The following is a 24,632-nucleotide window of genomic DNA, read 5'->3' as shown; positions in this document are numbered from 1 at the left end:
CCGCAGCGGCCCGCCGGTATATCAGCGGCCGGTACACCCGCAGCCGGTACAGCCGTCGGTACAGTCGTGGCATGACGGAATCGGCACCGCTGCGCGAACCCACCTTCCTCGTCCTTGCCGCGCTCGGCGCCGGACCACTGCACGGGTACGGGATCATCAAAGCCGTCGAGGAGATGTCCGAGGGGCGCGTCGTGCTCCGCGCGGGAACGCTGTACGGGGCACTGGAGCGGCTGGAGTCGCAGGGGCACGTCGTCTTCGACGGAGAGCGCAGCGAGGGCGGCCCCGCGCGCCGCTACTACCGGCTGTCCGACGAGGGGCAGGCGCTCCTGCTGAACGAGGCGCGGCGGCTCGCCGCCAACGCGCGGCTCGCGTACGCGCGGCTGGGGATCGAAGCGCCATGAGCGGCGACAGTGGTTCAGACGGGGCACGCGGATTACGGGGGTCATGTCCGCTGCGTGCGTACGAGCGGGCCGTCGGGCGGCTCGCCGGGTGGCTGGAGGGCGTCGGGCCCGAGTTCCGGCAGGAGGTGGCGCTGACCGCGCGCGAACTCGGGTCCGGGGCACGGGCGCGTGACCGGTGCGGCGAACTGGCCGCGCTGTGCGGGCTCGTGCTGAGGACGCGGTCCCGGCACCGGACCGGGGGAGCCGCGTCCCTGGTGTGGCGGCAGGGCGTCCACCTCGGTGCCGTGCTCCTGCTCGTCGCCGCAGCCGCGCGGATATGGGCGGACCGGCCGGCCCCCACGCCCGCGCTCGTCGTCTCCGCCGTCGCGCTGGCCCTCGCCGGAGCCTGCGCGCTCGGCGTGCCGGGTGCCCCGGGGCCGGTGGGGGTGGCGGGCCGCGTCGTGGCCGTCCTCCTCGCGGGCGCCGGTGCGACGGGCGCACTCGCGGCGGGGGCCGACGGGGTGGGCGGGGCATGCGCGGTGGCCGTCGCGGGGCTGTGCGCGGGGATGCCGCCCCCGGTTCGGGCCAGGTGGGGGAGTGCCGTGGCGGTGGCCCTCGCACCGTGTGCGGGCCGGCCGTTGGCGCTCGCCGTGGGGAGCGAGGCGGCCGGTGCCGCCGTGTCGGTGGCGCTGACGGTTGTGGTGCCCGCCGTGCTGCTGGTGCTCGGCTGGTACGACCCCCGGCTCGCGGCGATGGGCGCGAGCGTGTGGTGTGCGCGGCTGGTCGTCAGCGATCTCGGCGCGCTCGGTGAGGCGCTGGCGGCGCCGCTCGGCGCGGAGCGGCGCGTCCTGCTGCTGCGCTGGCTGCTGATGGGCTCGGGGCTGGTGCTGGCGTGGCTGGTGACACGGCGGTCGATCCGTGAGTCGGTACGTCTCTGAGCGACGGACAGCCGGAGGGCGTGGGCGGCGGCCACCTCTGGCCACTATGCCGGTAAGCGGTATACCGTCGTGAGGCATAGTCGTCGCCTACCCTTCGGAGGGCACCATGACCGTGGTGGCACCGAAAGTCCTGACGTTCGCGGCCGGTGCGGGGATCGCCGCCGGACTCTTCCTCGCGGCCGACTCGGCCGCCGTCGACCTGCCGGGCAACGAACATCCGCTGCCCAACACCCTCGGCGTGTTCGTCCCGTTGCTCGGCGTGCTGCTGATCACCGGGCTCTACGTCGTCGCACGTGCCGAAGCGGCCGGTGCCGGGCGCCTGCTCGACTGGGGCTTCCTGCTCAACCTCTGCGGGCTCGTGCTCGTCTGCGGCATCGACGTCACCCGTGCCTACGCCCTCTCGCAGCTCTCCGACCGGCAGGTCGAGCAACTGCTGGAGAGCGGCCCCACGCTCCCGGTCTTCCTCGCCGCGGGCCTCGTGTTCACCGTCGGCGCCCTGCTGTTCGGTACGGCCCTGATCCGCGCGGGCTACGGGGGCGGCGCCTGGCTCTACACGCTCACCGCCGTACCGTCCGGCTTCGCCTCGCTGCTGCCCGATGTGGCCGGGGCGCTCGCGCAGGTCGTCGCGGGCGCGGGCATCGTCTGGCTGGCCCTGACGCTGCGGGCGCGGATACGGACCGCGCCCGCACCGCCGCCCGTGCCGCCCGCCGCAGGGCCGCTACGGGAAGCAGCCCTCCCCTCCTGACGCATTCCCCGACGTGCCCACCGGGCCCGTCTCCTGGCGCCCCGCAGGTCCGGAACCCGCGCTCAGCGACCACCGGAGTCCCGCGGGGCGCCGTCCCGTTCGCCTCCGCCGAGGCCGAGGCCGAGCGACGGTCCTGGCCCGCTCGCGGTCGTCGTAGCCGGGCGTGCGCACAGTACGGAACCGCTCGTGGCCGCCGGACTCACCGACCGCTCCAGCGACCGGAGGGCACCGACAGCGCGCGTCCAGCCGGCCGTCAGGTGCCGGGGATGCGGAGTGGCCGAGCGGGTGAGGACGGAGAGGGTGGCTTTGCCGTTGTAGCTCACGAGGAGGCTGAAGCACGTGTGTCCAGGGGGGAGCCAGGGGATGGCGACGATCTCCTCGACGGGGGCCCCGAGCGCGGACATGGGGCGGGACACGTGCATGTTGGAGACGGTCAGAGCGCTGCGCCGGGGATCCGTGACGCGGGCCAGGAGCCAGTCCGCGATCCGGCCGGGCGCGCCTTCCAGAAGGGAACGCAGGGCTTCCTTACGGCGGTTGATGCGCTGCCTGCGCGCGTGCGAGGTGGCGGTACGGAGGTGCCGTGCCGATCGGGGCAGGCCGCTGGGGAGGGGCAGCCGGACCAGCCCGAACCTGTTTCCTCCGCGGGGCTGCGGCTCCAGGGGGCCGCGGGAGCGGAACTCGACGGGTACCAGGGCCCATGCCGGGCGTCGCCAGGAGCGCGGGCGTGTACGGGCCGGAGAGAACCGCGGCCACGAGGCCAGGGCCGGTCCCATCGCGGCGAGGTGAACCTGGTTGGCGGTGACTCCCGCGCTCCGGGCCGTCTCGCGCAGAGCGGCCACGTCGACGGAGTCGTGCGCGAGGACGTGCCGTGCCGGTCCGGACCCGGCCCGGGGGCCGCACGGGGGCGCCGGCCGGTAGGTGCGCAGCACGTCCGGGAGCAGGAAGAACAGCGGCCCCCGACGGCGGGAGGCCGCCGGTTCCGTGGCCAGGGGCGGGGGCGGGGGCGGGGGCGTGGTGTCGTCGAGGAGCACGCGCAGGGTGTGCAGCATCGCGGTGGCGTCGTGTACGGCGTGGTGCGCGAGGTAGTACAGGGCCCAGCCGCTTCCCGTCGTCGGTCCGGGACGCAGCCACAGGCGCCAGCGGGGCCTGGACGCGTCGGGCCCGGGGGCCAGGAGAGCCTGGGCGGTGAGTGGTGCGGCGGACGCCGGGGGCAGGGTACGCACATGGTGGGCGAGGTCGAAGTCGGGGGCGGGCTGCCAGCGGACCTGGTCGCCGTCCAGGAACAGCCGGTGGGTGAGGGCGGGCAGGGCGGCGAGCCTCGGGGCGATGTGCCGGCGCAGGGCCGCCAGTGAAGGCGCCGTGCCCGGCATGCGCAGCAGGAACCCGAAGTACATGTCCGAGGGATCCGGGGCGTGCTGTTCCAGCCGGAGGAATGTGCGGGTGAGGACGTCCGTCGCGAGAGCGGCGTCGGAAACGGGAGAAGGAGCGGTACGTGGCATGGGGGCCTGCCCGGAAGAGGGAGGGGAAGGGAGGGGCGCCTCGGTGGGGAGGCGGTGTCAGGGCTTGTGAGCGATCACGACTCCGTTGGCGGTGGGCGCGGTGAAGTGTTCCCTGCGCATGCCGGTGAAGCCGGCCTGGGTGAGCCAGGCCGTGAGCTCCCGGCTGGTGACGCCATGGCCCCACGTCTCCACCTGCATGGCCAGCCCCATCAGGGCGGCGTCCAGGGGACCGTCCTCGGTGTCGTCGACGAAGAGTTCGGCGATGACGAGGCGTCCGCCCGGAGGAAGGGCCGCGAAACATGCGCGGAGGATGGCCTGGCTCTCTGACGCGTCCCAGTCGTGCAGGATCGACGAGAGCAGGACGGTGTCGTAACCGGAGGGGAGTTCGTCGGTGAAGAAGTCGCCGGAGACGGTGGAGACACGGTCCCGCAGGCCCGCTTTCTCGATTTTCGGTTCTGTGAGCCGGCAGACGAAGGGGAGGTCGAAGACGGCCGCGCGCAGGCCGGGGTGGACACGGCACAGTTCGATGTCCCAGGCGGCGCCTCCGCCGCCGACGTCGAGGAGGGCTGTGGCGTCGCCGAGGTCCACATGCCGCGCGCACTGCCGGGCCGTGACGGTGGAGACCGCGAAGAGTGCCTCCCAGAAGGTCTCCAGGACGGCCGGATTCGCGTCGTCGAACAGCGACTGCTGGTGGTCGGGGTCCCACGCGGTGGGCCGGTTGGCGCGCACGGCGTCGGACAGGCGCATCCAGCCGGGGTAGTCGTGCCGCTCCAGCATCTCCACCCAGCCGCCGAAGTAGTCAGGGGCGGCGCGGACCAGATACCGCGCGGACAAGGGGGAGTTGGAGCACCGCTCGTCCTCCTTGGTGAGCAGGCCGAGGGCGGCGCAGGCGGTCGTCAGAGAGCGGAGGGGCCGTCGGTCGAGGCCGAGGTGCGCGGCGAGTTCGGTGACGGTGCTGCCGGGCTCGTCGGCGAGGGCATCGAACAGGCCGATGTCCAAGGCGGTGGAAAGGGTCTTGGAGACCCACAGGCCGGAGGCCAGCTCCATGATCTTCTGCTGCTCCGGGGCCGGGGCGGGGGCCGGGTCCGTAGCCGGGGCCGGGGCGGGGGCGGCGATGGAAGTGGAAGTGGAAGCGGAAGTGGAGGTCATCGTGGTGTCCTGTTCGCGGGATGCTGTCGGTCCGTTCACGCGCCCGCCCGCTGCTGCTCAGGCGGGGGAGAGTTCTGTGTCCGGGGTGATGTAGTGCCCGGACAGGTGGTCGGCGTCGCCTTCTGCCAGCCGCAGCAGGGTGTGGGCCGCGTGCTCGGGCGGGGTGAAGCGGCCCTCGTCGCGTTGGGTGAGAATCCACTCCCCGATGCGGTCGGTCCAGGGATCGCCGGTCGGATGGCGGTCGAGGTGGTCGCGGATCAGGCCGAGGTCCAGCAGACCGGGATCGAAACTGAACACCGGGACGCCGTGCGGACGGAGTTCCGCCGCGAGGTTCTCGGTCAGCTTGATGACGGCGGCCTTGGACACGGAGTAGGCGGAAGCGTGCGGCCAGCGGTGGCGGCCGGCCTCGCTGGCGATGTTGACGACGCGTCCGCCGTTCCCCGAGGTGAGGACGGGCAGCGCGGCCCCGCAGGCGCGCGCGGTGCCGACGACGTTGACGTCCATCGTGTGCCGCCACTCCTCGGGATCCACCTCCCACAGGGGACCGTGCGGCCCGGGCACTCCGGCGTTGTTGACCAGGACGTCGAGGGTGCCGAAGGCGTCCTTCGCGCATTCGACCGTCTTGGGCATCGCGGTGGGGTCGGTGAGGTCGGCGGGGACGGTCAGCACGGGCGTGCCGCGGGCTTCGAGTGCGGCTTCCGCCTCGGCCAGCGTCGCCGGGTCGCGGCCGGTCAGTACGAGGCGGGCTCCGGCGTCGGCGAACGTGTCAGCGAGGAAGCGGCCCAGGCCACGGCCCGCGCCGGTGATGAGGACCGTACGGCCGTTCAGCGGCCCGACGGGCGGCTCCTCCGCCGGTCCGGCTGCCCCGGACGGTTCGGACGGTCCGGCTGTCCCGGACGGTCCGGCTGGTGCCGCGGGTTCGGCCGGTTCGCGGGCGGACACGAGGTCGTGGCGCAGCAGCTTGCCCGCCGCGTTCCGTGGCAGGGCCTGCACCTGTTCGATCAGCCGCACTCGCATATGGGGCGGCACCCGGGCGCCCGTGTAGTCGACGAGATCGTCCGGCGGGATGTCGCGGTCGAGTACGACGAAGCCCTTGGGCAGTTCACCGCAGGCGGGATCCGGGACGCCCACGACGGCCGCGTCGGCCACGGCGGGGTGCGTGAGCAGCACGGCTTCGAGGTCGGCGGGCGCCACCTGGTGACCCTTGTACTTGATCAGCTCCTTGTGGCGGCCGGTGATCACGCAGCTCCCTTCCGCGTCGACGCGGGCCAGGTCCCCGGTGCGCAGCCAGCCGTCCGTGCTGAGCGGTGTCACCGTGCCGGAGGTGCCGTCCAGACAGCCGGGACTGATCTGCGGACCCCGGACCCACAACTCGCCCTCGTCCCCGGCCGGAAGGGCGCGGCCGGTGTCGGGTTCGGCGACGCGCACCTCGGTGTCCCGCAGGGGCCGCCCCACCGAGCCGGGCGGGGCCTGCGCCCCGTCGCCGGTCAGGTGGGTGCAGCCTGCCTCGGTCATGCCGTACCCCTGGAGGACGGGTGTGTCCAGCCGACGGGCACACTCCCGTGCCACCGACAGGGGCAGCGGCGCGCCGCCGGAGAACACGGCGCGCAGGGCGCTGAGATCGTGCCGGTCCACGGCGGGTTCGGAGGCCAGCCGTCCGACGATGCCGGGCACCAGGTAGGCGAGGGAGGCACGGTGCTCGTCGGCGGCCCGGAGGAACTCCTCGAAGTGGAACGGCGGGCCGCAGACGACGAGGGTGCCTCCGGTGTGCAGCGTGTGATTCATGGCCATCTGCATCCCGTAGATGTGCCGCCAGGGAGTGACGGCCATCACCACGTCCGCGCCGCTCAGGTGGTGCTGTTCGTGGATCTGTGCCAGGTTGACCGCAAGGTTGCGCCGGGTGAGGGCCACCTGCTTGGTGCGGCCCTCGGTGCCGCTGGAGGAAGCGAGCAGGGCCACCGTGTCAGGAGCGGCGTCGGGCAGCGGAACCGCCGGGTGCTCCTGCGTGATGAGGCGGCTCCAGCCGACCGGCCCCTGCCCCGGACTGCCGTCGTCCCCGTCCGCGTCGATCAGCACGGTGCGCCGGGCCGAGCGGGGCGGGGGCAGTTGGTGCAGTCGCTGCCAGACGGCACTGGGGGCCACCAGCCACCGGGCCCGGGCCGTGTCCATGGCGCGGGCCCACACGGCGGGCGGCGCGAGGGGGTCGAGAGGCTGGACGGTTCCCCCCGCCCGCAGGGTGCCGTGGTAAGCGGCTGCGAAGACCGCGCTGTTGTCCAGGACGAGCGTGACGGTTTCGCCGGGACGAAGGCCGCGGCGCACCAGCGCGTTCGCGAACCCGGTGGCGGCCTCGGCCAGCTGCCCGTAGCTGGTGCGCTCGCCGGACCGGCCGTCGATCACGGCGGTGCGGTCGGCGGGCGCATGGGGCGCGACGCACGGGACCGTGAGGCGCTGGACACCGGCGCCGGGCGTGGTCATGAGGTCTTCTCCGCTGCGGGACGCGTGGTCTCGCGCTTGCGGGCGAGGGTGAGACCGTCAGCGAGCGGCAGCATGACCGCCTCCACCCGGTCATCGGCGCGCACATGGTCGTTGAAGGCCCTGATGGCCCGCGCGTTGCCGGTGGGTTCGGGGTCGGCTGCCTCTCCGCCGTACAGCACGTTGTCGGCCAGCAGCAGCCCGCCGGGCCGCATCCGGGGTACGAGTTCCTCCCAGTAGTCGCGGTAGCCGGGCTTGTCGGCGTCGATGAACGCCATGTCGATCCACTGCCGGCCGGGCAGTTCCCGCAGTGTGTCGGCGGCGGGGCCGAGCCGTACCTCGATGCGGTCGGCCACTCCGGCGGCCTGCCAGGCGTCGCGGGCGATCCCGGTCCACTCCTCGGAGGTGTCGCAGGTGACCACCCGTCCGCCCGTTGGCTGCCCCAGAGCGAGGGCGAGCGTGGAGTACCCGGTGAAGGTGCCCACTTCGACGATGTGCCGAGCCCGCATCAGCCGGGCCAGGAGCGTGAGGAAGACACCCTGCTCGTGCGGGATCTGCATCTCGGCGGGCCCGCCCAGGGCGCGGGTGTGGTCGATCAACCGGGCCTGGACGGGCGTGGGCGGCTCGGCGTGCGCGAGCAGGTAGTCGTAGAGCGGAGGGGTCATGGCCACCGTCTTGACGTCGTCGGCGGTGCTCATACGGGCTCCTTTCTCCGGGATCGGAGCGGTCGTGGAGGACTGGGGCGGTGCTGTGGGGGAGGAGAGCCAGGTGGCGAGCCGGGTGAGGATGCCGATCGCTTCGCATTCGAGCCGTTCGATGCTCGCGTTCTGCTGGACGCCGAGCCTGGCCGGGGCGGCGTCGGCGTCGTTGAGCCCGTGGACGGCGATGTCGCACAGGCACTGGGCGAGCAGCCGGGTGAGCTGCGCGGTGAAGAAACCGCGGCACACCGGAGTGCGCCGGACTCGGAAGTAGGTGTCGTACAGGGCGAGTTCGTCCTCTGACGGGGCACCGCCCGAGCGGCGGCCCGCCTCTTGGAGCAGCGAGGCACCGTCGGGCACGAGCTTCTTCGCCACCGCCATGTGCACCCGGTGGTTGTGCTTGGCGGCCTCGGCCACCTCGCCGACCAGAGAAGCGGGGTGGCGGTCGCGGATCCGCCGCAGCAGCGGGGGGATGGGCAGATGGTCCCGGGCCCATTCGCCGCTGAACGCCACGTGGCACGCCGTCATGTCGGCGCGCACGGTGGCGGCGTACCGTTCGGCCGAGCAGCTCCCGGTGTACAGGAACAGCACGGAATACACGTCGTACAGGTGCGCCGCGAGACGCACGGTGTGCTCGGACGGCTCGGACGCCTCGGCGACGGCTTCGAGGACCCGGGCGTGCATCTGCCATACGGCGAAGGCCGCGTGGTGACCCACCGTCCAGCGGTACCGGGCCCGGGCATCCGGATCTTCCGGGGCCAGCAGCCGGTCGGGCCGTTTCCCCTCGGCAGCCCGCAGCAGCAGTGCCAGGTCCGCTTCGGCCGTGTCACGGTGCCGCGCCGGGGAGCCGGTGCACGCGGCGGACGGCGCTCCGGGCATGTCGAGCAGCAAGGGGGCGACGGACGCGGACCGGTCGGCCGGTGGCAGCCGGTGGCAGGTTCCCGTGCCGTCCAGGCTCCGCGCCGCCGCTGCCGGCGTGGGCGCGGGGCGCGGGAGGGCGAGTCCGGCGTGGTGTGCGGGCATGAGAGTCTCCTTGGCGTGTGAACGGCCGACAGCGGTCCGGCGGGCAGCGCGCGGTGCGGGGCGGTGCGCGTCCGGTGTCACGCGGCGGCGGATGGCTGCTCGCCCACGCGGTCGATGAGGTCGGCGGCCCGGCGTACGTCCTCGTCCAGCGGGCGGTCGGGGTCCACGGGGGGAACGAGGCCGGCCAGCGAGCCGAACAGCGCGGCGCAGCGAGGCGCGGTCGGCGCGCGGCCACCCGCGTGGACGGCCTGGCGCAGGGCCACCGCGAGCGAACCGTGCAGCAGCCGCAGCAGGTGTGCCTGGTCGAGCGCGTTGAGCGCGGCCTGGGTACCGAGCGGGACGACGTCCTGGTTGTGCCAGTTGGTGGGCAGGCTCTGCATCGAGGCCGGGGTGGCCGAGCGGCGCATCGCCGCCACCATCGCGGTGGCCCCGAGCTGCACGCCCTGTAGCGCGTGCTGCCGTCCCGGCCGGGGCGCCAGCATGGGCGGCAGGCCACCGTTGCGGCGAGGGTCGATCAGCAGGTCCAGTTGCCGTTCGGCGAGGTTGCCCAGTTGCGTGGCCGACATCGACAGCAGGTCGGAGGCGAAGGCGACGGGCTGGCCGAAGAAGTTGCCGCCGTGCGCCACCAGATCCTGTTCGGCGAAGAACAGCGGGTTGTCGCTGACGCCGTTGAAGTCGTCGCGTACGACACCGGCGGCGTAGGCCAGGGCCGAGTGGGCGGCCCCGATCAGCTGTGGGGTGCAGCGGATGCTGTAAGGCTCCTGCAACGCCCGGTCGCCGGAGGGCTCCAGGCCCTCCAGACGGGTACGCAGCTCGGCGCCGACGCGGACCACGTCCCGGTGCCCGAAGACCGCCAGCAACTCGGGTTCGAGGAAACCGGGGGAGCAGCCCAGCACGTCGGTGAGCAGCGCGGACAGCAGCACGGCACCGGTACGGGCACGCAGGAGGGACGCGGCGGCGAGACCGGCCGCGGCGGCGGTCAGCGAAGTCCCGTTGACCAGCGCGAGCGCGTCCCTCCCGTCCAGCTCCACCGGGGGCAGTCCGCAGCGCTCCAGCGCCGCGTCCGCCCGCAGCCGCTCCCCGCCCGCGTAGGCGTGGCCCTCACCCCGCAGCGCCCGTGCCATGTACGACAGGGGGATCAGATCGCCGCTGGCACCTAGTGATCCCAGCCGGGGCACCGCGGGGCAGAAGTCCGTGCCCAGCGCCGCGGCCAGCGCGTCCACGACCTCGTGCGACACTCCTGACCGTGCCTGGCACAGGGAACGCAGTCGTACGAGCATCGCGGCGCGCACCACCGCCGGGTCCAGATCCGGCCCCTGCCCCGCGCCCAGGTGTGCCAAGGCGTTGTCGCACTGTGCGGCGGGGCTCTCCTGTCCGCTGAACGTGACCAGCGGGCCGAAACCGGTGGTCGCCCCGTACACCGGGCGGTCCTCGTCGAGGGAGCTGACGACGAAGTCCCGGCAGGCCGTGATCCGTTCCCGTACGGCGGCGTCGACGCGTACGTCGACCGGAGTGGCCGCGCGCTCCAGATGCGCCAGCTCCAGTGGCACGCCCGAGATGTCCACGGACTGCGAGGTGGGGGTGATGGCCGACGGCATGCGGTGACTCCTTGTGCTCAGGATTTCGGGCGCGTGCGGGCCCGTAGGCGCCCGCACAGGTGCGCAGGGGGCTGCGGGCGGGACATCGTGTCGGTGCGGATGTGTGCGTACGCGGGTGCGGTGGCGCGTACGGCGCGGGTACGGCCGAGGGCCGGGGACGGGGTCATCGGGTATCGGTGAGGCACTGCCGCAAGGTGCGCGGCGCGTGGCCGGTCAGTCGCCGCACGGTCGGGGTGACGCGTGCCGCGTGGCCCGTGCGGGTGGAGGCGAACAGGCTCAGCAGCATGTCCACGGCGCTGTCGGGCATGCCCGCCGCACGGCTCGCCCGGCGGTACTCGTCCTCGCCCACGGGCCGGTACCGCACCGGACGGCCGAGACAGCGCGTACACAGGTCCGCGATCGTGTGCCAGTCCAGTGCCTCCGGCCCGGTGACCGTGTGCACCGCGCCCGCGTGGGCGGTCGGTTCGGCCAGGACCCGGGCGATCACGTCGGCGACGTCCCGCACGTCCACGACGGCTGTCCGCCCCGCGCCCATCGGCAGCGCGAGTTCCCCCGCCCGCACCATCCCGGCGAAGACCCCGCTGGTGAGACTGCTCATGTACCACTGCGAGCGGATATGCGTCCACGCACAGCCCGAGGTCTCCGCGGCCCGCTCGATACGGCGCAGGGAGAATCCGTCGTCGTGCCCGGACTGGACAGCGGAGTTGACGACGAGGTGCCGCACGCCCGCCGCCACGGCGGCCTCGATGAAGGGGACGACCCGCCGGTACCCCTGGGGGTCGGCGGGAGGTGCGATCAGGAGCACGTGGGTGACACCGCGCAAGGCCGCGTCGAACCCCTCGGGCGTGTCGTAGTCCACACACCGCGGCCGGCCCGTCCCCGCACCGGCCGAGGGGAGGCGCTCCGGTTCGCGGGCGGCGGGGACCACGTGCAGCCCCGTCGAGGCCAGGCTGTGCGCGGTGGCCCGGCCGAGCGCCCCCGAAGCACCTGTGATCAAGACGGTCATCCTCGTCCACGCTCCCTGTCGGCACGGTCACTCGTACGATGTCCCGGAGGTGACGCCTATCTGCGGATCAGCGCCTTGAGCGCGGTACGCGAGGCCATGGCCTCGTACGCCTCGGGCGCCTCGTCGAGACGTACGGTCAGATCGAAGACCGGGGACGGGTCGAGGCGGCCGGAGAGCACGTCGTCGAGGAGCGGCGGGATCAGGGCCCGAGCCGGGGCGAGACCACCGCTGACGGTGAGGTTGCGGAGGAAGACCGGCGAGAGGTCGTTCAGGGCACCGTGCGGAGCACCCGCGAGCGCGATCGCTCCCCCGTCCGCGACCACGTCCAGCGCCGTGTCCACCGCCCGCTGCGTGCCCGCACACTCCAGGACGCACCGGGTGCCGTGTCCGCCGGTCAGCTCGCGGACCTCGGCCCGTCCCGCCTCGTCCGCCTCCCGCACGACATGGGTCGCCCCGAACTCCTCGCCGAGCGCGACCCGTTCGGCGTGCTGGCCGAGCAGGACCACCTGCTCGGCCCCCGCGCGCCGCGCCGCCAGCACGGCACACAGACCCACGGCCCCGTCCCCGACCACGGCCACCGACGACCCCGGTGCGACGCCCGCCGACAGCGCGGCGTGCGTCCCCGTGGCCATGGTGTCCGCCAGGGTGAGCACAGCGGGAAGCCGCTCGTCGTCCTCCGTCAGAGGCAGGCGTACCAGCGTCGCGTCCGCGAACGGCACCCGCACCGCTTCGCCTTGGCCGCCGTCGTGTTCGCCGCCCCACATGCCGCCCCGTGGGCAGGAGCTGGGCAGCCCCTCCTGGCACGCCCGGCATGTGCCGTCGGCCCACCAGAAGGGGGCGAGCACCATGTCCCCGCGACGGAGTGTCCGGACGTCGCCGCCGGTGTCCTCCACCACTCCGACGAACTCGTGGCCCGCCCTCGGGCCTGGCGGCACAGCCGGAAAACCCCGGAAGCCCCACAGGTCGGTGCCGCACACGGCGGCCAGCACGACGCGCACCACGACGTCTCCGGGCGCCGTCGGCACGGGGTCGGCGACCTGCGCCACACGTACCTGTCCCGAAGTCTCCCGGACGACCGCGAGCATGTTCGCGCCCTTTCCCTCGTCGGCATTGCTCGGCCTGTGCGCGTTCGATCCGCGCTCGGAGCGGTTTCTCCGCGGTCACGGCACACACGCTTGAACCACGACGTGGCCGAACGCTGCCGCTGTCAGGCGCTGTTGCCGTGACCAGCGCGCGGGGCCCCGGCTCATCAGCCGGAATCAGTGCGAGCCGCGGCGGGAATCTCCGCGAGCTGTGCGGTAGAAGGGGAAACTCCCGTACCTGTTCGCCCTTCCATACGAGCAGGCGGCGCAGGCCCGGAGAAGGGAGACGGGCGTCCGGGGGCGTGAAGACGGTGAAGGGCCGCTCGCGCGACGTGGAGCCGACAGGGGGCCGAACCCGCACAGGGGCCGGGCCCTGCGCGGGCCCGGCCCCCTGTCCTCGGCTTCCGCCAGGACCGCTCCACGAGGCGTCGCGAGCGCTGAGGCGCGCTCTCGAAGGCTAAGGCTGAGCGACGGTCCTGGCCTGGAGGACCTCGCCCATGGACTCTTCGCGCCACCGCCTCAGCAGCTCATGGAAGGCGACGGCGCCGTAGGGGTAGGCGATGGGGCCGTTCGGCCTGCCGCGGCCCTCGCGGTTGTAGTAGCCGGGGGTGCACTCGGCGTGGAACCACTCGTGGTCGGGTGCGTCCTCGGCGAGGGTGGCGAGCCAGGCGTCCTCGGTCTCGCGGGACGGTTCGATGAACGCGCCCTTCGCCTCGGCGCCCGCGACGAGGGCGGCGGCGTGGACGGCCTGCTCGTCCAGGATGTGGGTGAAGTTGACGCTGCTGGCGTTCTGGAGCGGCCCCATCTGGATGAGGTTCGGGAAGCCGTTGCTGGTGAAGCCGTGCAGGGTGCGCGGGCCCTGCCGCGCCCACGTCTCCAGAAGCTGGGCGCCGCCCCGGCCGTGGACGGGGAGCTTGCCGGAGTGGATGCCGGAGGTCCCGACGGAGAACCCCGTGGCGAAGATCAGGCAGTCCAGCTCGTACGTGGTGTCGCCGACCACCACACCGTTCCCGGTGACGCGCTCGATGCCGTGGGTGTCGGCGGTGTCGACGAGGGTGACGTTGTCGCGGTTGAACGCCGGGTAGTACTTGTCGGAGAAGGTGGGCCGCTTGCAGGCGTACCGGTACCAGGGCTTGAGTTTCTCCGCCGTGCCCGGGTCGGTCACGTCCCGCTCGACGCGGGTGCGCAGCTCGTTCATCTTCGCGGCGTCGGCGATCTCGTAGGCGGCCTCGAACTCCTCCCTGACGCCCGGGCGTTCGAAGCTCGGGCGCCGGAAGCTCGGCAGCAGCTTCTCGAGGAGACCGGCGGAGACCGTCCACTGGTCCGCCACGAGGTCCTCCTCGACGCTCTCGCCGGAGACGATGCGGAGGTAGTTCTCGCGGCGCTCCTGCGCCCACCCCTCGCGGTCGGCACCCACGTCCTGCACCGTGGTGCGGCGGTTGCCGCGCACATCCACGGTGGAGGGCGTGCGCTGGAAGACGTAGACGTGTGCCGCGTCCTCGGCCAGCATCGGAATGACCTGGATCCCGGTGGCCCCGGTGCCGACGATGCCCACGCGCTTGTGCGAGAGGCCGGTCATGCCGCCCTCCGGGGTGCCGCCGGTGTAGGCGTAGTCCCACCGCGAGGTGTGGAAGGTGTGCCCCGCGAAGTCCTCGATCCCGGGTATGCCGGGGAGCTTCGGCTCGGAGAGGGTGCCGGTGGCGGTGACGACGTACGTGGCCCGGAAGGCGTCGCCGCGGTCGGTGGCCACGATCCATGCCTCGGATGCCTCGTCCCATGTCAGCGAGGTGACACCGGTGGAGAACAGGGCCCCGGAGTACAGGTCGTACTGCCGCGCGATGCGCACCGCGTGGCGGCGGATCTCCTCGCCCGGGGCGTACTTCCACTCCGGCACGTATCCGGTCTCGTCCAGCATCGGCAGATACACGTGCGACTCGACGTCGCAGTGGATGCCCGGGTAGCGGTTCCAGTACCACGTGCCGCCGAAGTCGCCGCCCTTCTCCACGACGCGGACGCGCTCCACACCCTGCTGCCGCAGCCGCGCCCCGGCGAGGATGCCGCCGAAGCCGCCGCCGACCACGGCGACGTCGACCGTGTCACGCAGCGGCTCGCGCGCGGCGGGCTCCTCCGCGTACGGGTCCGCGGCGTAGTAGCCGAACTCGGCGTCGGTGTCGCGGTACTGGCGGTGGCCTTCGGGCCGGACGCGCCGCTCGCGTTCGAGGCGGTAGCGCTCTCTCAGCGCGGCGAGTTCGTCGGGGGTCGGCACGTGAGGAGCTGTCATGCGGGGCCTCTCTCCTGTGGTGGATCCGCTCGCGGATCCGCTGCGGTGGGGGTCGCGTGCGGGTGTGCGCGAGTGACGTCGGGTGTCGTGCGGGCTGCCCCGTACGAGTGGTCGTCCGCTACGGTAGCAAGGACCGGACAACGCTGTCCGGTTGCAGCTTGCAGCTTGCAGCGTGGGTGCACCGCGGCACCCGCACACGGCGGACAGGAAGGTGCCCCCTCATGAGACGACGCCCGATGCGATCCCTTGCCGTGCTCGCCACGGCGGGCATGCTCGCCCTCACCGGATGCGGGACGGAGACCGCCGTCTCCGGCGACGCGGCGGCCTCCACCGGCGCGGCCGGCGAGGGCAGGGCCCTCCGCGCGCACAAGGTCATGCAGTTGACGAAGGTCCACGAAGAGACCGGGATGACCCTGCTGGAGGGCCCGACGTTCGGCGAGGACGGCGACCTGTTCGTCGTGGATGTCACCGCGCCCCCGGGCGAGCCGAAGGTGCTGCGCGTGGACGTCGAGAAGAAGACGTCACGGCAGGTCCACACCGACGACCGAGGGGCCTACACCTCAGCGCAGTTCAGCCCGCACGACGGACGGCTCTACCTCACCGACTACGCACACGGCGAGATCGTCAGCCTCGCCCCGGACGGCGGCGACCGGCGGACCTTCTTCTCCGGCGAGGTCGACGGCGCACCGATGAACCCCGACGACATCGCCTTCGACAAGGAGGGCAACCTGTACGTCAGCGACTCACGCGGCCTGACCGAGAACGAGGAGCACGGCCGCGTGGTACGGATCGACCGCGCCGGCGAGAAGGCCACCGTCCTGGCCGGGGAACTGGCCGCGACGAACGGTGTCTCCTTCGACGCGGACTACCGGGGGCTGTGGATCAGCGAACTCACCCAGAACCGGATCTCCTACCTGCGCCTCGACGGCAAGGGCGCGGTGACGTCCCGGCACACCGCCGTCCGCGTCGACGGCGGGATCGCCCAGACCGACTCGATCGCCGTCGACGCGGACGGCAACCTCTACCAGGCGCTGCACGGCAGGCCCGCGATGGCCGTGTACGACAAGCACGGCAAGCGCCTGGCGACGGTCGAGGTGCCCGCAGGGGCCAAGGGGCTGGAGTCGGCGACGAACGTGGCGATCACACCCGGCGGGACCAAGGCGTACATGACCGTCAGCGGACCCGCGGGTGGATACCTCTACACCTTCGACGCGCTGGCGGCAGGCACCCGGCAGTCCAACGGCGGCTGACACCGCTCCCCCCGTCCCCGCACATGTGCCGCACTCACCCGCCGAAGGGCCGCACCGGCCCCACCCCGACACCGAGCAGCCGCCATGCCGCCAGGCCGCGGCGCTCGCGCTCGTCACGGGTGGGGCCGGTGACGGCACCGGAGACCATGGCCACGGCGAGCATGAGGTCGCCCTCCCCGCCCAGCGGGTGCCCGTCAGGCACATGCCCCCGCAGGGCACGCTCGACCCGCCCCGACAGCGCCATGGCGTACTCACGGGTGCCGGAGCGCCCGGCGCCGTCGGTGTGCAGAAGGCTGATGAAGGCGGCCGATTCCGTCAGATGCCAGGTCAGCACGCCGAGGACGCCCGCGAGGGTCGCGTCCTCCGCCGTGGCCGCCTGCTCAATCTGGAGCACGTTCTCCTCCAGCACCGCGCTCGCCACGGCGGCCCGGTCGGGAAAGTGCCGGTACAGCACGCCCTGCCCGACCCCGGCCCGGCGCGCGATCGCGGAGAGCGGGGCGTCCAGGCCGTGCTCGGCGTAGATCTCCCGGGCGGCGGCGATCAGGGCCGCCCGGTTGCGCGCCGCGGCCTTCGGGCCGTGGTTCGCGGGCCGCCGCGCGTTCGACGAGGTGGGGTGTTGCGTCACCCTCGAAGGGTAGCCGCGCCTACCGCGTCGCGGCCCGCCGGCCGTGCCGGAGCCCCAGCGCAGCCGGAGCCCGGGCGTGACGCGACGTGGCACGTCACCGCGTCGCCGCATGGACCAGGACGGTGACGACGAAGGCCCCGGCTGAGAGGAGGAAGACCGCCGCCGCCCAGCGGAGCATGCGCGCTGCGGCGCGGAGACGCAGATAGCGGTGACGGTGCTGGCGGATGCCGATCCACAGTTCCACCTGCGCGGCCCGCACCATCGCCGGGTAGTCCTGTGTGTCGACGGTGGCCTTGAAGTCGTCGAAGGTGGCCAGCTCGCGCACGGTGTCGGAGTCGTTGAAGATCAGCCCAGGCGGCAGATCACGCATGTCGGCGAAGACGTCCCGACTGGCCTTGAGCGTGACCAGGACACCGGTGGCGTGTACCAGCGAAAGGACGAGAAGTCCGATGCTGCCCAGCAGGCCCAGGCCGAAGACGAGCGCCAGTCGGCTGTCGAGGTGCGGGTTGGCCCCTTCCAGAAGCCGTGTGAGGAGGACCGCGTCGCCCGCCGACAGGATCGCTCCGGCGCTGAGCACCACCGCCGCGCGGGACGCGGTGGAGACCCGGAGCCGGTCGTAGCGGTCGAGGTGCCATTTGAGCAGGGCCAGCTTCTCGGCGGCGTCCGGCCCGCCCTCCCCGGACGCCGAGCCCCGTCGAGCCGTCTGTGTCACGGGATCCTCCTGCCGGGAGTCCGCCGGAACTCGACGTTAGAGGAGGCCGGGACGATTGTCAGGAGTGACCGGACTGGCGATACTGCGGGCCATGGCCGAGGCGGGCGGGACGCGCAGGCTCAGGAACCGCGATCGCTGGCACGCGGAGCACCGGCGCGGCGACGAGGACGAATTCCTCTGTGTGACGCGGCAGTTGGAGCGGTGGCTGCGCGGCCAGCGGTTCGAGCTGGAATTCGTGAGGTGGCTGACCGAGGGCGGCAGCGGAGCGCACGTGGCGGTGGTGCGCTCCCAGAGCACCCTGGACCGGACGGACTGGCGCCACCTGGTCCTGCGGCTCGTTCCCCCCGCCACCGGGGAGAGCGAAACGGAACGGGCCCGCGAGGCACTCGCACAGGCTGCCCCGGAGTTCCGGAGTGCCCATCTCATCACGCTGGAGTTCGACGGGACCCTGTCGACGGACGACGAGCCCTGGTGGATCCATCTGCAACGGGTGGCGCTGGACGACCTCGGTCCGACACGCGCGCCGAGGCTGGTGGACGTGGTGGACGACGAAGGCTACGGCGCCTACTGCCGGACCATCGTCCGATCGCTCCTGGACGACTGGAACGCGGGATCGGACATCGTCACCTACGAGCCGCACACCTTCCTCGAAGGCTTCCTCGGCGGCGTCCGGCTCACCCGCCCGCGGATCACCGCCTTCCTCGACGAGGCCGGTATCTCCCTCGACGCTCCCCGCCGGCACCTCACGGTCCCCGGGCGTGCGCAGGCGCTTCCCAGCCCCTTCGCGCTGCTGGCGGGCAATCAGGCCGACTGGCCGACCGAGACCGACGTCTTCCTCGGCAGGAGCCATGGAGACCTGCATGTGCGCAACGTGCTGCTCCCGCGCTCGGAGGAGCGCGTGGAGGCCGAGCGGTTCCAGCTCATCGACCTGGGCCACTACGACGGCAAGGGCCCTCTCTCGCACGACCCCATGCGTCTGCTGCTGTCCACGGCGGCGGAGTGGCTGCCAGGTCTCGTCCCGCACAGCGCGATCCGCAGCGGCCTCGCCGAACTGATGGTCACGCCCCTGGAATGCCCCGCCCCCGCACCCTTGGCGGGATACCGGGCCGTGGCGCGGGAGATTCACCGCACGGCCCTGGACTGGGCGGCGGGCCGCCACTCGGCCCCGAGCGACTGGAGAAGGCAGAACCACCTCGTCCTCGCCGGGCTCGCCCTGCGCTACGCCGCACGCGAGGAACTGGACCCCGGCGACCGGTGGTGGTTCGTGGAAGTCGCCGCACTCGCCACGCGCGCGTTCGTGGACGGTGCGGACCCGCGAGGGGAGAACCTGACCACATCGCCCACGGAGGTGTGCGCCGAGAACCGCCGGCCACTGCCACACCCCGCGGCACCGTCACCGGCACCGGACGGCCAGCCCGTCGTCGGCAAGGTGCTCCGCTTCCCGCGTCCACCGCGGGAGGCCGGCAAAGCGGCCGAACTGGCCGCGCTCCTGGCGGACATCGACCGCCTGCCGGCCGACGCGAGCGGGCCCCGGCTGCTGCTCCTCGCGCACCGCCTCTGCGAGAGGGCCACACACCTCGCGGACTCACTGACCGGCCTGGACAGCAGGCTGCTGCGCAACCAGCTCCTGGAGAGCGGGAACCTGGTGCTCCGACTCGACGCCACCACCCCGCCCCCGGAGATCCTCCGCCTGCTGCGCCGGGCCGGACGGCGATTGCGCGGCTACGGCCATGAACTGTGGCCGGACGAGGTCGGCTGACCCGCTGGCCCAGGCCGCACCGTGAGCAGACTCAGCACCGCACTGGCCAGGTTCTTCGAGGGCTGGGAAGAGAAGGCGGACGAGCAACTGCGGCGCTCGCGGGACGCCATGCGGGCCAGCGACTACGACGGGCAGCTCAAGAGGATGCAAGCCGCGGCCCAGAACCTTCATCAACTGTGCGACGACCTGGAACAGACACTGCGGAGGGAACGCAGATCCTTGGGTCTCGACGTGGGCCTCGACGCGCTGCGCCAGGCGTGCGAGATCACCGGCGGGGAACTGGAGCATGTGCTGGCGGCCATCGCCGAGGCGCAAGAGGGACGTCAGGCGGTCACCGGAGCAGAGTTGGCCAACGCCAACCTGCGGGAGATCCGAGCGGAGATCGTCACCCGCAAAAGGCGGGCCGAGAAGGCGGTACAGGACCTCGTCGAACTCGTGGAAACCCTCTGCCAGGAGCCGCCCTCCCAGGGCAGCAGCGGCCTCTCACCCTCCACCCGGCGCACCGAGGTCCACCTCCAGCTCCCCCGTGACGACTTCTGGAACGACGGCGACGAGACCGCGTGAGTGTGCCGCGCCGGGCGGGTGTTGAATGACGCCGTGCACACTGAACAGATCATCTGGCGTGACGCGGTGGAACTCCGGGAGCTGATCCGGAGCGGTGAGGTCTCCGCGGTGGAGGTCGTCGCCGCGCATCTCGACCGGATCCGGGCCGTCGACGAGCAGGTCAACGCCTTTGTGACGGTACGGGCCGAGGAAGCGCTGGAGGAAGCGCGCGACCCCCGGCCCGGACCGCTGTCCGGCGTACCCGTCACGGTCAAGGACTCGTTCGACACCGAGGGGCTGCGGACCACCCGTGGCTCCCTCCTGTTCGCGGACCGGGTGCCCGTCCACGACGCCACCGCCGTCGCCCGGCTGCGCGCGGCCGGGGCCATCGTCCTGGGCAAGACGAACCTGCCGGAGATGTCCTACTGGACCGAGTCCGACAACCTGGTGGCAGGCCGCTCGCTCAACCCGTACGACCCCGACCGCACCCCCGGAGGCTCCAGCGGCGGCGAGTCGGCCGCCATCGCCTCCGGGATGTCGCCGCTCGGGCTCGGCAGCGACGTCGCGATCTCGGTACGCGGACCGGCCCACGACACGGGCATCGCCGCGATCAAGCCCACCCACGGCCGGGTACCGGTGACCGGGCACTTCCCCCCGCGCCTGCTGCGCTGGTGGCACGCGGGCCCGATGGCCCGCAGCATCCGCGACGTGAAGCTTGCCCTGAGCGTCCTCCAGGGACCGGACGGGCTCGACCCGTACGCGACGGGGACCACCGACACCCCGTGGCCCGACGCGGCGGGAAGCGGCATCCGCGTCGGCTGGAACACCGACGCGTTCGGGCCCATCGACCCCGAGGTCAGGGCCACGGTGGCAGCCGCGGCGGACGCACTCGGCACCCTCACCGGCGGCCTGCGTGCCGATGTCGCGCCCGCCGAGCTGCCGTGGCTGGCCGACACCGACTGCACCCGCGTCTCGGCCCATCTGTTCGGCCCCGAGATCGTGCCCTACCTGCGGGAGATCACCGGCGACGGCGACCGCACCACCGCGCTGCACCCTGCCCTGGACGCCGCCCTCGCGGCTCCCGTGGCGGACCTCGGCCGGTATCTCGCCGCCGAACGCACCGTGGAACGCCTCCGCGCGCACTTCAGCGGCTGGTTCACCCGCTTCGACGTGCTGCTGGCCCCGGTCGCCGTCGTCCCCGCCCCGCTCCACGCCCGCCCGACGCTGACGGCCGACGGCGAGGAACTGCCCGCACGGGCTGTCATGCGGGCCACCGTCCCCTTCAACCTGACGGGGCTTCCCGCGGTCTCACTGCCGTTCGGCGCGACGGCCGGGGGCTTGCCCATCGGGGTCCAGCTCGTGGGCCGCTGGAACAGCGACCGTCAGCTGCTCGATCTCGCCGAGCGCCTTGAGGTGCTCAGCCCGGTGCGCGGCCGACGCCCCTCACTCTGAGCGCGGGCACCAGGCACCGGGCACCCCGGCGCCCCGGCCACCGCGCGGGGCCGCACGTAGGCTAGCGGAGTGTTCGACACGGCTGATTTTGACCTGGCGCCGTACGCGGGTCTCGACACGTCGACGTTCGTGCGGCGCACCTATTGCAGTTGGCACGAAGCGGGCTGGCGGTCACTGCTCGTGCAGAGCTTCACCCACGCACGCGAGGCGGAGGCGCTGCCCCTGCCCGGGGTGTCCGATCTGCACCTCGTGCTCTGCACGCGTGGCGACGCCGTGATGCGCACACACGGCGACGGCAGGGCGGCCCGGCGCCGCTGGACCCCCGGCCGTCTGGAACTCATGGTCCCCGGCCGCTCGACGGTGCGCAGCTACCACGCGACGTCGACGATGCGCAGCGTCCAGGTGCACATACCCCGGGCCGTGGTCGAGCGCGCGGCGGCCGAAATGGGCGGTCCCGCACCGGACTTCGAGGCGCTCGCCGCGGGCCTGGGCACGGGGGACGCGGCCGTCGAACACGTCATGCGCGCGCTGCCCACCGCCGGGAACGCGCCCGATCTGTACGCGGAGTCGGCCGCGGCCTTCCTCGTGACGCATCTGCTGACCCGCGGCCGGGAGCAGCGTTCGCCGGGTCCCGAGCACGCGGCGGTCGACCGAGCCGTCGCCGTCATGCGGGAGCGGCTGGCCGACCCGCTGACGGTCGCCGACCTCGCCGCCGAAGCGCGGCTGAGCGTCTACCACTTCATCCGCGTCTTCCGCGCGGCCACCGGCGAGACACCGCACCGGTTCCTGACCCGGCTGCGGATCGAGGAGGCACGGCGGCTGCTCACCGGCACCGCGCTCACCGTCGGACAGATCGCCGCACGCTGCGGCTTCGCCAGCCCAGGAAGCCTCTCCTCCGCGTTCCTCACGCACGTCGGCGTGCGGCCGTCGGCGTACCGCAAGAAGTGACCGGCAGGAGCGCAATCGCGCGCATGTCCCGCGTGGGCGGGGCGGCCTAGCGTGGCGGGATGCCGTACACCTACACCGTCACCGCACATTCCCCGGCGAGCCCGGGAGCACTGTTCACGCTGCTCGTCCGGGCCGCGACCTGGCCTTCGTGGTCGCCGATCGACGCCGCCGAGATCGAGGGCGGCGGCGATCCGGACGAGCGGCAGCAGGTCGGCGACACCCGGATCTTCCGCACCGGCCGGGCGGTGGCCAGGGAACGCGTCGTCGAGCTGGCCGCCGACCGGCGCTTCGTGTACGAGAACACCGGCGGCCCGTTCCGCTCCTACCTGGGCACCGTCGAACTGACCGAGGCGCCGCAGGGCGGCACCGACATCACCTGGACGGGGTCCTTCGAGCCGAAGCTGCGCTTCTCGGGGCCGTTCTGGCGGTGGTACCTGACGCACTTCATGCAGCGGATGGCCGACGGTCTGGCCTCGTACGCCGAGGAGCCCGCCGACCTGTAGCCGGCGGCCGGTGGCCGGGGCAGCGCGCGCGTCGCGCCCCGGCCACCGCCCCGCTCACGGCCGGGGAGTCGTGCCGGAGACGGCGGCCCGGGGCGCGTCGTCGCTCTCCGGGCCGGCCTCGGTCTCCGCCTCCGTCGCGGTGTCGGCGTCAGCGTCGTCGCCGGTCGCCGCCGTGGCGGCCACGGGAAGACTGGCAGCGCGCGGGGTGCGGCCGACGAACAGGGAGGCGGCCAGCGCGAGCACGCCGATGACCGCGGCGACGACGAACGCGGCGCGCAGCCCCGTCGCGTCGGGCCCGGCGGAGGATTCGGCGGCGCTCACGGAGGCGACGGTGACGAACAGGGCGGTGCCCAGTGCCCCCGCGACCTGCTGGAGCGTGGAGAGGATCGCGCTGCCGTGGGAGTAGAGGTGGTCGGGCAGGGAGCCGAGGGACTCGGTCATCAGCGGCGTCATCATCAGCCCGAGACCCGCCATGAGCAGGATGTGGATGGCGACGACGGCGGCCAGCGGCGAGCCCTCGCCGAGCACGGCGAACAGCCCGAGCGACACCGCCATGGCCAGCGCGCCGGGAATCACCAGCGGGCGCGCGCCGACGCGGTCGTAGAGCCGCCCCACCGGGCGCCCGAGCAGCCCGAGGACCAGCCCGCCGGGCAGGACGGCCAGGCCGCTGACGAAGGTGCTGGTGTCCAGCACGGTCTGGAGGTAGAGCGGCAGCAGGATCGATCCCACGCCCAGCAGACACATGAACAGCAGCGCCGAGAGGATCAGCGCGACGAGGAAGGGCCGGATGGTGACGGGACGCAGGTCCAGCAGTGCCCGCTCGGCGCGTTGCAGCCGCAGTTGACGGGCGACGAACACGGCGAGCGCGACGAGGCCGACCACGACCGGCATCCAGGGTGCGACCGCGTGCTCCCCGCCGCCGGACTCGCCGACGGACGCGAGACCGTAGAGGACGCCGCCGAAGCCGACGGCCGACAGCAGCACCGACAGCACGTCCAGCGGCACCTTCCGCGTCCGGCTGTCCAGGCGCATCCAGACCGCGCCGAGTACGAGCGCGGCGACGGACAGCGGCAGCACGAACCAGAACATCCAGCGCCAGCCGAGCTGGGCCAGCACCGCGCCGCCTATCGTCGGACCCAGCGCCGGGGCGACCGCGATGACGATGCCGATCGTGCCCATCGTCGCGCCGCGCTTCTCGGCGGGCACCAGGCGCATCACCGAGGTCATCAGCAGCGGCAGCATCACGGCGGTGCCGCCTGCCTGTATCACGCGTCCGGTCATCAGCACCCCGAACCCGGGGGCCAGTGCGCTCAGGAGGGTGCCGGTGCTGAAGAGGGTCAGTGAGGCCAGGAAGACCTGGCGGGCGGTGAAGCGCTCCAGCAGGAAGCCGGTGGTCGGGATGACCACGGCCATGGTCAGCAGGAATCCGCTGGTCAGCCACTGCACGGTGGTGGTGGATATGCCGAGGTCGAGGCTGAGGTCGCGCAGCGCGACGCTCAATATCGTCTCGTTCAGGATCATCACGAAGGCCGAGACGACCAGCACACCGATGAGCATGGGCGCTCGTGGTGGCGCGTGGCCGCGCTCGGGAGCCGCAGCCGCGGCGTGCACAGCGTCGTTCATGGTGTCGGGTACCTCGCAGAAGTGTCGTATGGCCTCGGCCGCGGATAAGGGCCCACGCAGGGGGCCCTGTGGCATCTTCGCGTACGGGGAGAAAAACGGGAAATTGTTATGCGGCCGCGGTGCTCACGCGGCGACGCCGTGGCCGCGCGCGGAACGACGGCGCCCTCTGCCATGGTGCGAACCCCCCGGTCGCGGCGGCGGGAAGCGCCGCTCCCTTGCGGTATACCCGCTCCGGGGCCGCGCCGATGCGGCGCGAGGGCCGCGCACTTGTCACCGCCCACCGGTCCTGAGCCGCCGGAGCACGCCCTTCGGCGGCCGTCGGATCATGGCTCCGGAACTGGCCGGG

The 24,632-nt window shown here is 72.9% G+C and carries 20 protein-coding genes; 9 read left to right on the top strand and 11 right to left on the bottom strand.

The features are described 5' to 3' along the window. Positions 1-71 precede the first annotated feature (71 nt). The 3 genes from ACWGJ2_RS02195 (at position 72) to ACWGJ2_RS02185 (ending at position 2,063) form a co-directional block, all read left to right on the top strand. Complete coding sequence (locus tag ACWGJ2_RS02195; protein ID WP_453344013.1) at positions 72-401, top strand: PadR family transcriptional regulator; 330 nt, start codon at positions 72-74, stop codon at positions 399-401. Then, positions 398-1,318 carry a hypothetical protein gene (locus ACWGJ2_RS02190; RefSeq protein ID WP_453344012.1) on the top strand — a complete coding sequence of 307 codons (921 nt, stop codon included), beginning with the start codon at positions 398-400 and terminating at the stop codon, positions 1,316-1,318. The genes ACWGJ2_RS02195 and ACWGJ2_RS02190 overlap by 4 nt, the downstream gene beginning before the upstream one ends. Before the next feature lie 115 nt (positions 1,319-1,433). Continuing rightward, a complete protein-coding gene (locus ACWGJ2_RS02185; protein WP_453344011.1) occupies positions 1,434-2,063 on the top strand; it encodes a hypothetical protein in 630 nt (209 codons plus the stop codon). Positions 2,064-2,125: 62 nt separating this feature from the next. Here ACWGJ2_RS02185 and ACWGJ2_RS02180 read toward each other — a convergent pair whose 3' ends face one another. From ACWGJ2_RS02180 to ACWGJ2_RS02145, 8 genes are all read right to left on the bottom strand, one after another. Continuing rightward, the gene (locus tag ACWGJ2_RS02180) at positions 2,126-3,562 is read right to left on the bottom strand and encodes a wax ester/triacylglycerol synthase domain-containing protein (RefSeq protein WP_453344010.1); all 1,437 of its coding nucleotides are present in this window, start codon (positions 3,560-3,562) and stop codon (positions 2,126-2,128) included. A gap of 57 nt (positions 3,563-3,619) precedes the next feature. Then, positions 3,620-4,711 (bottom strand): methyltransferase, encoded by a 1,092-nt coding sequence (locus tag ACWGJ2_RS02175; RefSeq protein ID WP_453344009.1) that lies wholly within the window; start codon positions 4,709-4,711, stop codon positions 3,620-3,622. Between the two features lie 57 nt (positions 4,712-4,768). Further along, positions 4,769-7,186 (bottom strand): SDR family NAD(P)-dependent oxidoreductase, encoded by a 2,418-nt coding sequence (locus ACWGJ2_RS02170; protein ID WP_453344008.1) that lies wholly within the window; start codon positions 7,184-7,186, stop codon positions 4,769-4,771. Further along, positions 7,183-8,904, bottom strand: coding sequence for a class I SAM-dependent methyltransferase (locus tag ACWGJ2_RS02165; protein WP_453344007.1), 1,722 nt, complete (start codon positions 8,902-8,904; stop codon positions 7,183-7,185). Before ACWGJ2_RS02165 ends, ACWGJ2_RS02170 begins: the two co-directional genes overlap by 4 nt. A 77-nt stretch (positions 8,905-8,981) precedes the next feature. Continuing rightward, positions 8,982-10,502, bottom strand: a complete 1,521-nt coding sequence (locus tag ACWGJ2_RS02160) for an HAL/PAL/TAL family ammonia-lyase (RefSeq protein ID WP_453344006.1) — start codon at positions 10,500-10,502, stop codon at positions 8,982-8,984. Positions 10,503-10,665: 163 nt separating this feature from the next. Beyond that, on the bottom strand, positions 10,666-11,508 hold the full coding sequence (locus tag ACWGJ2_RS02155; RefSeq protein ID WP_453344005.1) for an NAD(P)H-binding protein: 843 nt from the start codon (positions 11,506-11,508) through the stop codon (positions 10,666-10,668). 56 nt (positions 11,509-11,564) lie between these two features. Next, on the bottom strand, positions 11,565-12,593 hold the full coding sequence (locus ACWGJ2_RS02150; RefSeq protein ID WP_453344004.1) for a zinc-binding dehydrogenase: 1,029 nt from the start codon (positions 12,591-12,593) through the stop codon (positions 11,565-11,567). Between the two features lie 454 nt (positions 12,594-13,047). Beyond that, positions 13,048-14,871 (bottom strand): flavin-containing monooxygenase, encoded by a 1,824-nt coding sequence (locus ACWGJ2_RS02145; RefSeq protein WP_453344003.1) that lies wholly within the window; start codon positions 14,869-14,871, stop codon positions 13,048-13,050. Between the two features lie 221 nt (positions 14,872-15,092). Between ACWGJ2_RS02145 and ACWGJ2_RS02140 the strand changes: the two genes are divergently transcribed. Further along, the gene (locus tag ACWGJ2_RS02140) at positions 15,093-16,121 is read left to right on the top strand and encodes an SMP-30/gluconolactonase/LRE family protein (RefSeq protein ID WP_453344002.1); all 1,029 of its coding nucleotides are present in this window, start codon (positions 15,093-15,095) and stop codon (positions 16,119-16,121) included. A 34-nt stretch (positions 16,122-16,155) separates the two neighbouring features. On the opposite strand, the gene ACWGJ2_RS02135 is transcribed toward ACWGJ2_RS02140, so the two are convergent. Then, the gene (locus tag ACWGJ2_RS02135; RefSeq protein ID WP_453344001.1) at positions 16,156-16,746 is read right to left on the bottom strand and encodes a TetR/AcrR family transcriptional regulator; all 591 of its coding nucleotides are present in this window, start codon (positions 16,744-16,746) and stop codon (positions 16,156-16,158) included. 94 nt (positions 16,747-16,840) lie between these two features. Further along, a complete protein-coding gene (locus ACWGJ2_RS02130; protein ID WP_453344000.1) occupies positions 16,841-17,458 on the bottom strand; it encodes a hypothetical protein in 618 nt (205 codons plus the stop codon). A gap of 55 nt (positions 17,459-17,513) precedes the next feature. Between ACWGJ2_RS02130 and ACWGJ2_RS02125 the strand changes: the two genes are divergently transcribed. The 5 genes from ACWGJ2_RS02125 to ACWGJ2_RS02105 all read left to right on the top strand — a co-directional run bounded on the left by ACWGJ2_RS02125 (position 17,514) and on the right by ACWGJ2_RS02105 (position 22,663). Further along, entirely contained in the window at positions 17,514-19,217 is a 1,704-nt protein-coding gene (locus tag ACWGJ2_RS02125; RefSeq protein WP_453343999.1) for a hypothetical protein, read from the top strand. A 21-nt stretch (positions 19,218-19,238) separates the two neighbouring features. Beyond that, positions 19,239-19,781, top strand: coding sequence for a hypothetical protein (locus ACWGJ2_RS02120; RefSeq protein WP_453343998.1), 543 nt, complete (start codon positions 19,239-19,241; stop codon positions 19,779-19,781). 33 nt (positions 19,782-19,814) lie between these two features. Then, entirely contained in the window at positions 19,815-21,212 is a 1,398-nt protein-coding gene (locus tag ACWGJ2_RS02115) for an amidase (protein WP_453343997.1), read from the top strand. A 69-nt stretch (positions 21,213-21,281) separates the two neighbouring features. Then, the gene (locus ACWGJ2_RS02110; protein ID WP_453343996.1) at positions 21,282-22,160 is read left to right on the top strand and encodes a helix-turn-helix domain-containing protein; all 879 of its coding nucleotides are present in this window, start codon (positions 21,282-21,284) and stop codon (positions 22,158-22,160) included. A gap of 59 nt (positions 22,161-22,219) precedes the next feature. Next, positions 22,220-22,663 carry an SRPBCC family protein gene (locus ACWGJ2_RS02105; RefSeq protein WP_453343995.1) on the top strand — a complete coding sequence of 148 codons (444 nt, stop codon included), beginning with the start codon at positions 22,220-22,222 and terminating at the stop codon, positions 22,661-22,663. 54 nt (positions 22,664-22,717) lie between these two features. On the opposite strand, the gene ACWGJ2_RS02100 is transcribed toward ACWGJ2_RS02105, so the two are convergent. After that, the gene (locus tag ACWGJ2_RS02100; RefSeq protein ID WP_453343994.1) at positions 22,718-24,286 is read right to left on the bottom strand and encodes an MDR family MFS transporter; all 1,569 of its coding nucleotides are present in this window, start codon (positions 24,284-24,286) and stop codon (positions 22,718-22,720) included. Between the last annotated feature and the right edge of the window lie 346 nt (positions 24,287-24,632).

This window comes from Streptomyces sp. NPDC054796 (assembly GCF_053611545.1).
This window is presented reverse-complemented; position numbering and strand designations above follow the sequence as displayed.

Excerpts from the sequence above, each read along its gene's own strand:
- ACWGJ2_RS02195 (WP_453344013.1), top strand. The coding sequence starts at position 72 with ATGACGGAATCGGCACCGCTGCGCGAACCCACCTTCCTCGTCCTTGCC.
- ACWGJ2_RS02190 (WP_453344012.1), top strand. The coding sequence starts at position 398 with ATGAGCGGCGACAGTGGTTCAGACGGGGCACGCGGATTACGGGGGTCA.
- ACWGJ2_RS02180 (WP_453344010.1), bottom strand. The coding sequence starts at position 3,562 with ATGCCACGTACCGCTCCTTCTCCCGTTTCCGACGCCGCTCTCGCGACG.
- ACWGJ2_RS02175 (WP_453344009.1), bottom strand. The coding sequence starts at position 4,711 with ATGACCTCCACTTCCGCTTCCACTTCCACTTCCATCGCCGCCCCCGCC.
- ACWGJ2_RS02170 (WP_453344008.1), bottom strand. The coding sequence starts at position 7,186 with ATGACCACGCCCGGCGCCGGTGTCCAGCGCCTCACGGTCCCGTGCGTC.
- ACWGJ2_RS02165 (WP_453344007.1), bottom strand. The coding sequence starts at position 8,904 with ATGCCCGCACACCACGCCGGACTCGCCCTCCCGCGCCCCGCGCCCACG.
- ACWGJ2_RS02160 (WP_453344006.1), bottom strand. The coding sequence starts at position 10,502 with ATGCCGTCGGCCATCACCCCCACCTCGCAGTCCGTGGACATCTCGGGC.
- ACWGJ2_RS02155 (WP_453344005.1), bottom strand. The coding sequence starts at position 11,508 with ATGACCGTCTTGATCACAGGTGCTTCGGGGGCGCTCGGCCGGGCCACC.
- ACWGJ2_RS02150 (WP_453344004.1), bottom strand. The coding sequence starts at position 12,593 with ATGCTCGCGGTCGTCCGGGAGACTTCGGGACAGGTACGTGTGGCGCAG.
- ACWGJ2_RS02145 (WP_453344003.1), bottom strand. The coding sequence starts at position 14,871 with ATGACAGCTCCTCACGTGCCGACCCCCGACGAACTCGCCGCGCTGAGA.
- ACWGJ2_RS02140 (WP_453344002.1), top strand. The coding sequence starts at position 15,093 with ATGAGACGACGCCCGATGCGATCCCTTGCCGTGCTCGCCACGGCGGGC.
- ACWGJ2_RS02105 (WP_453343995.1), top strand. The coding sequence starts at position 22,220 with ATGCCGTACACCTACACCGTCACCGCACATTCCCCGGCGAGCCCGGGA.
- ACWGJ2_RS02100 (WP_453343994.1), bottom strand. The coding sequence starts at position 24,286 with ATGAACGACGCTGTGCACGCCGCGGCTGCGGCTCCCGAGCGCGGCCAC.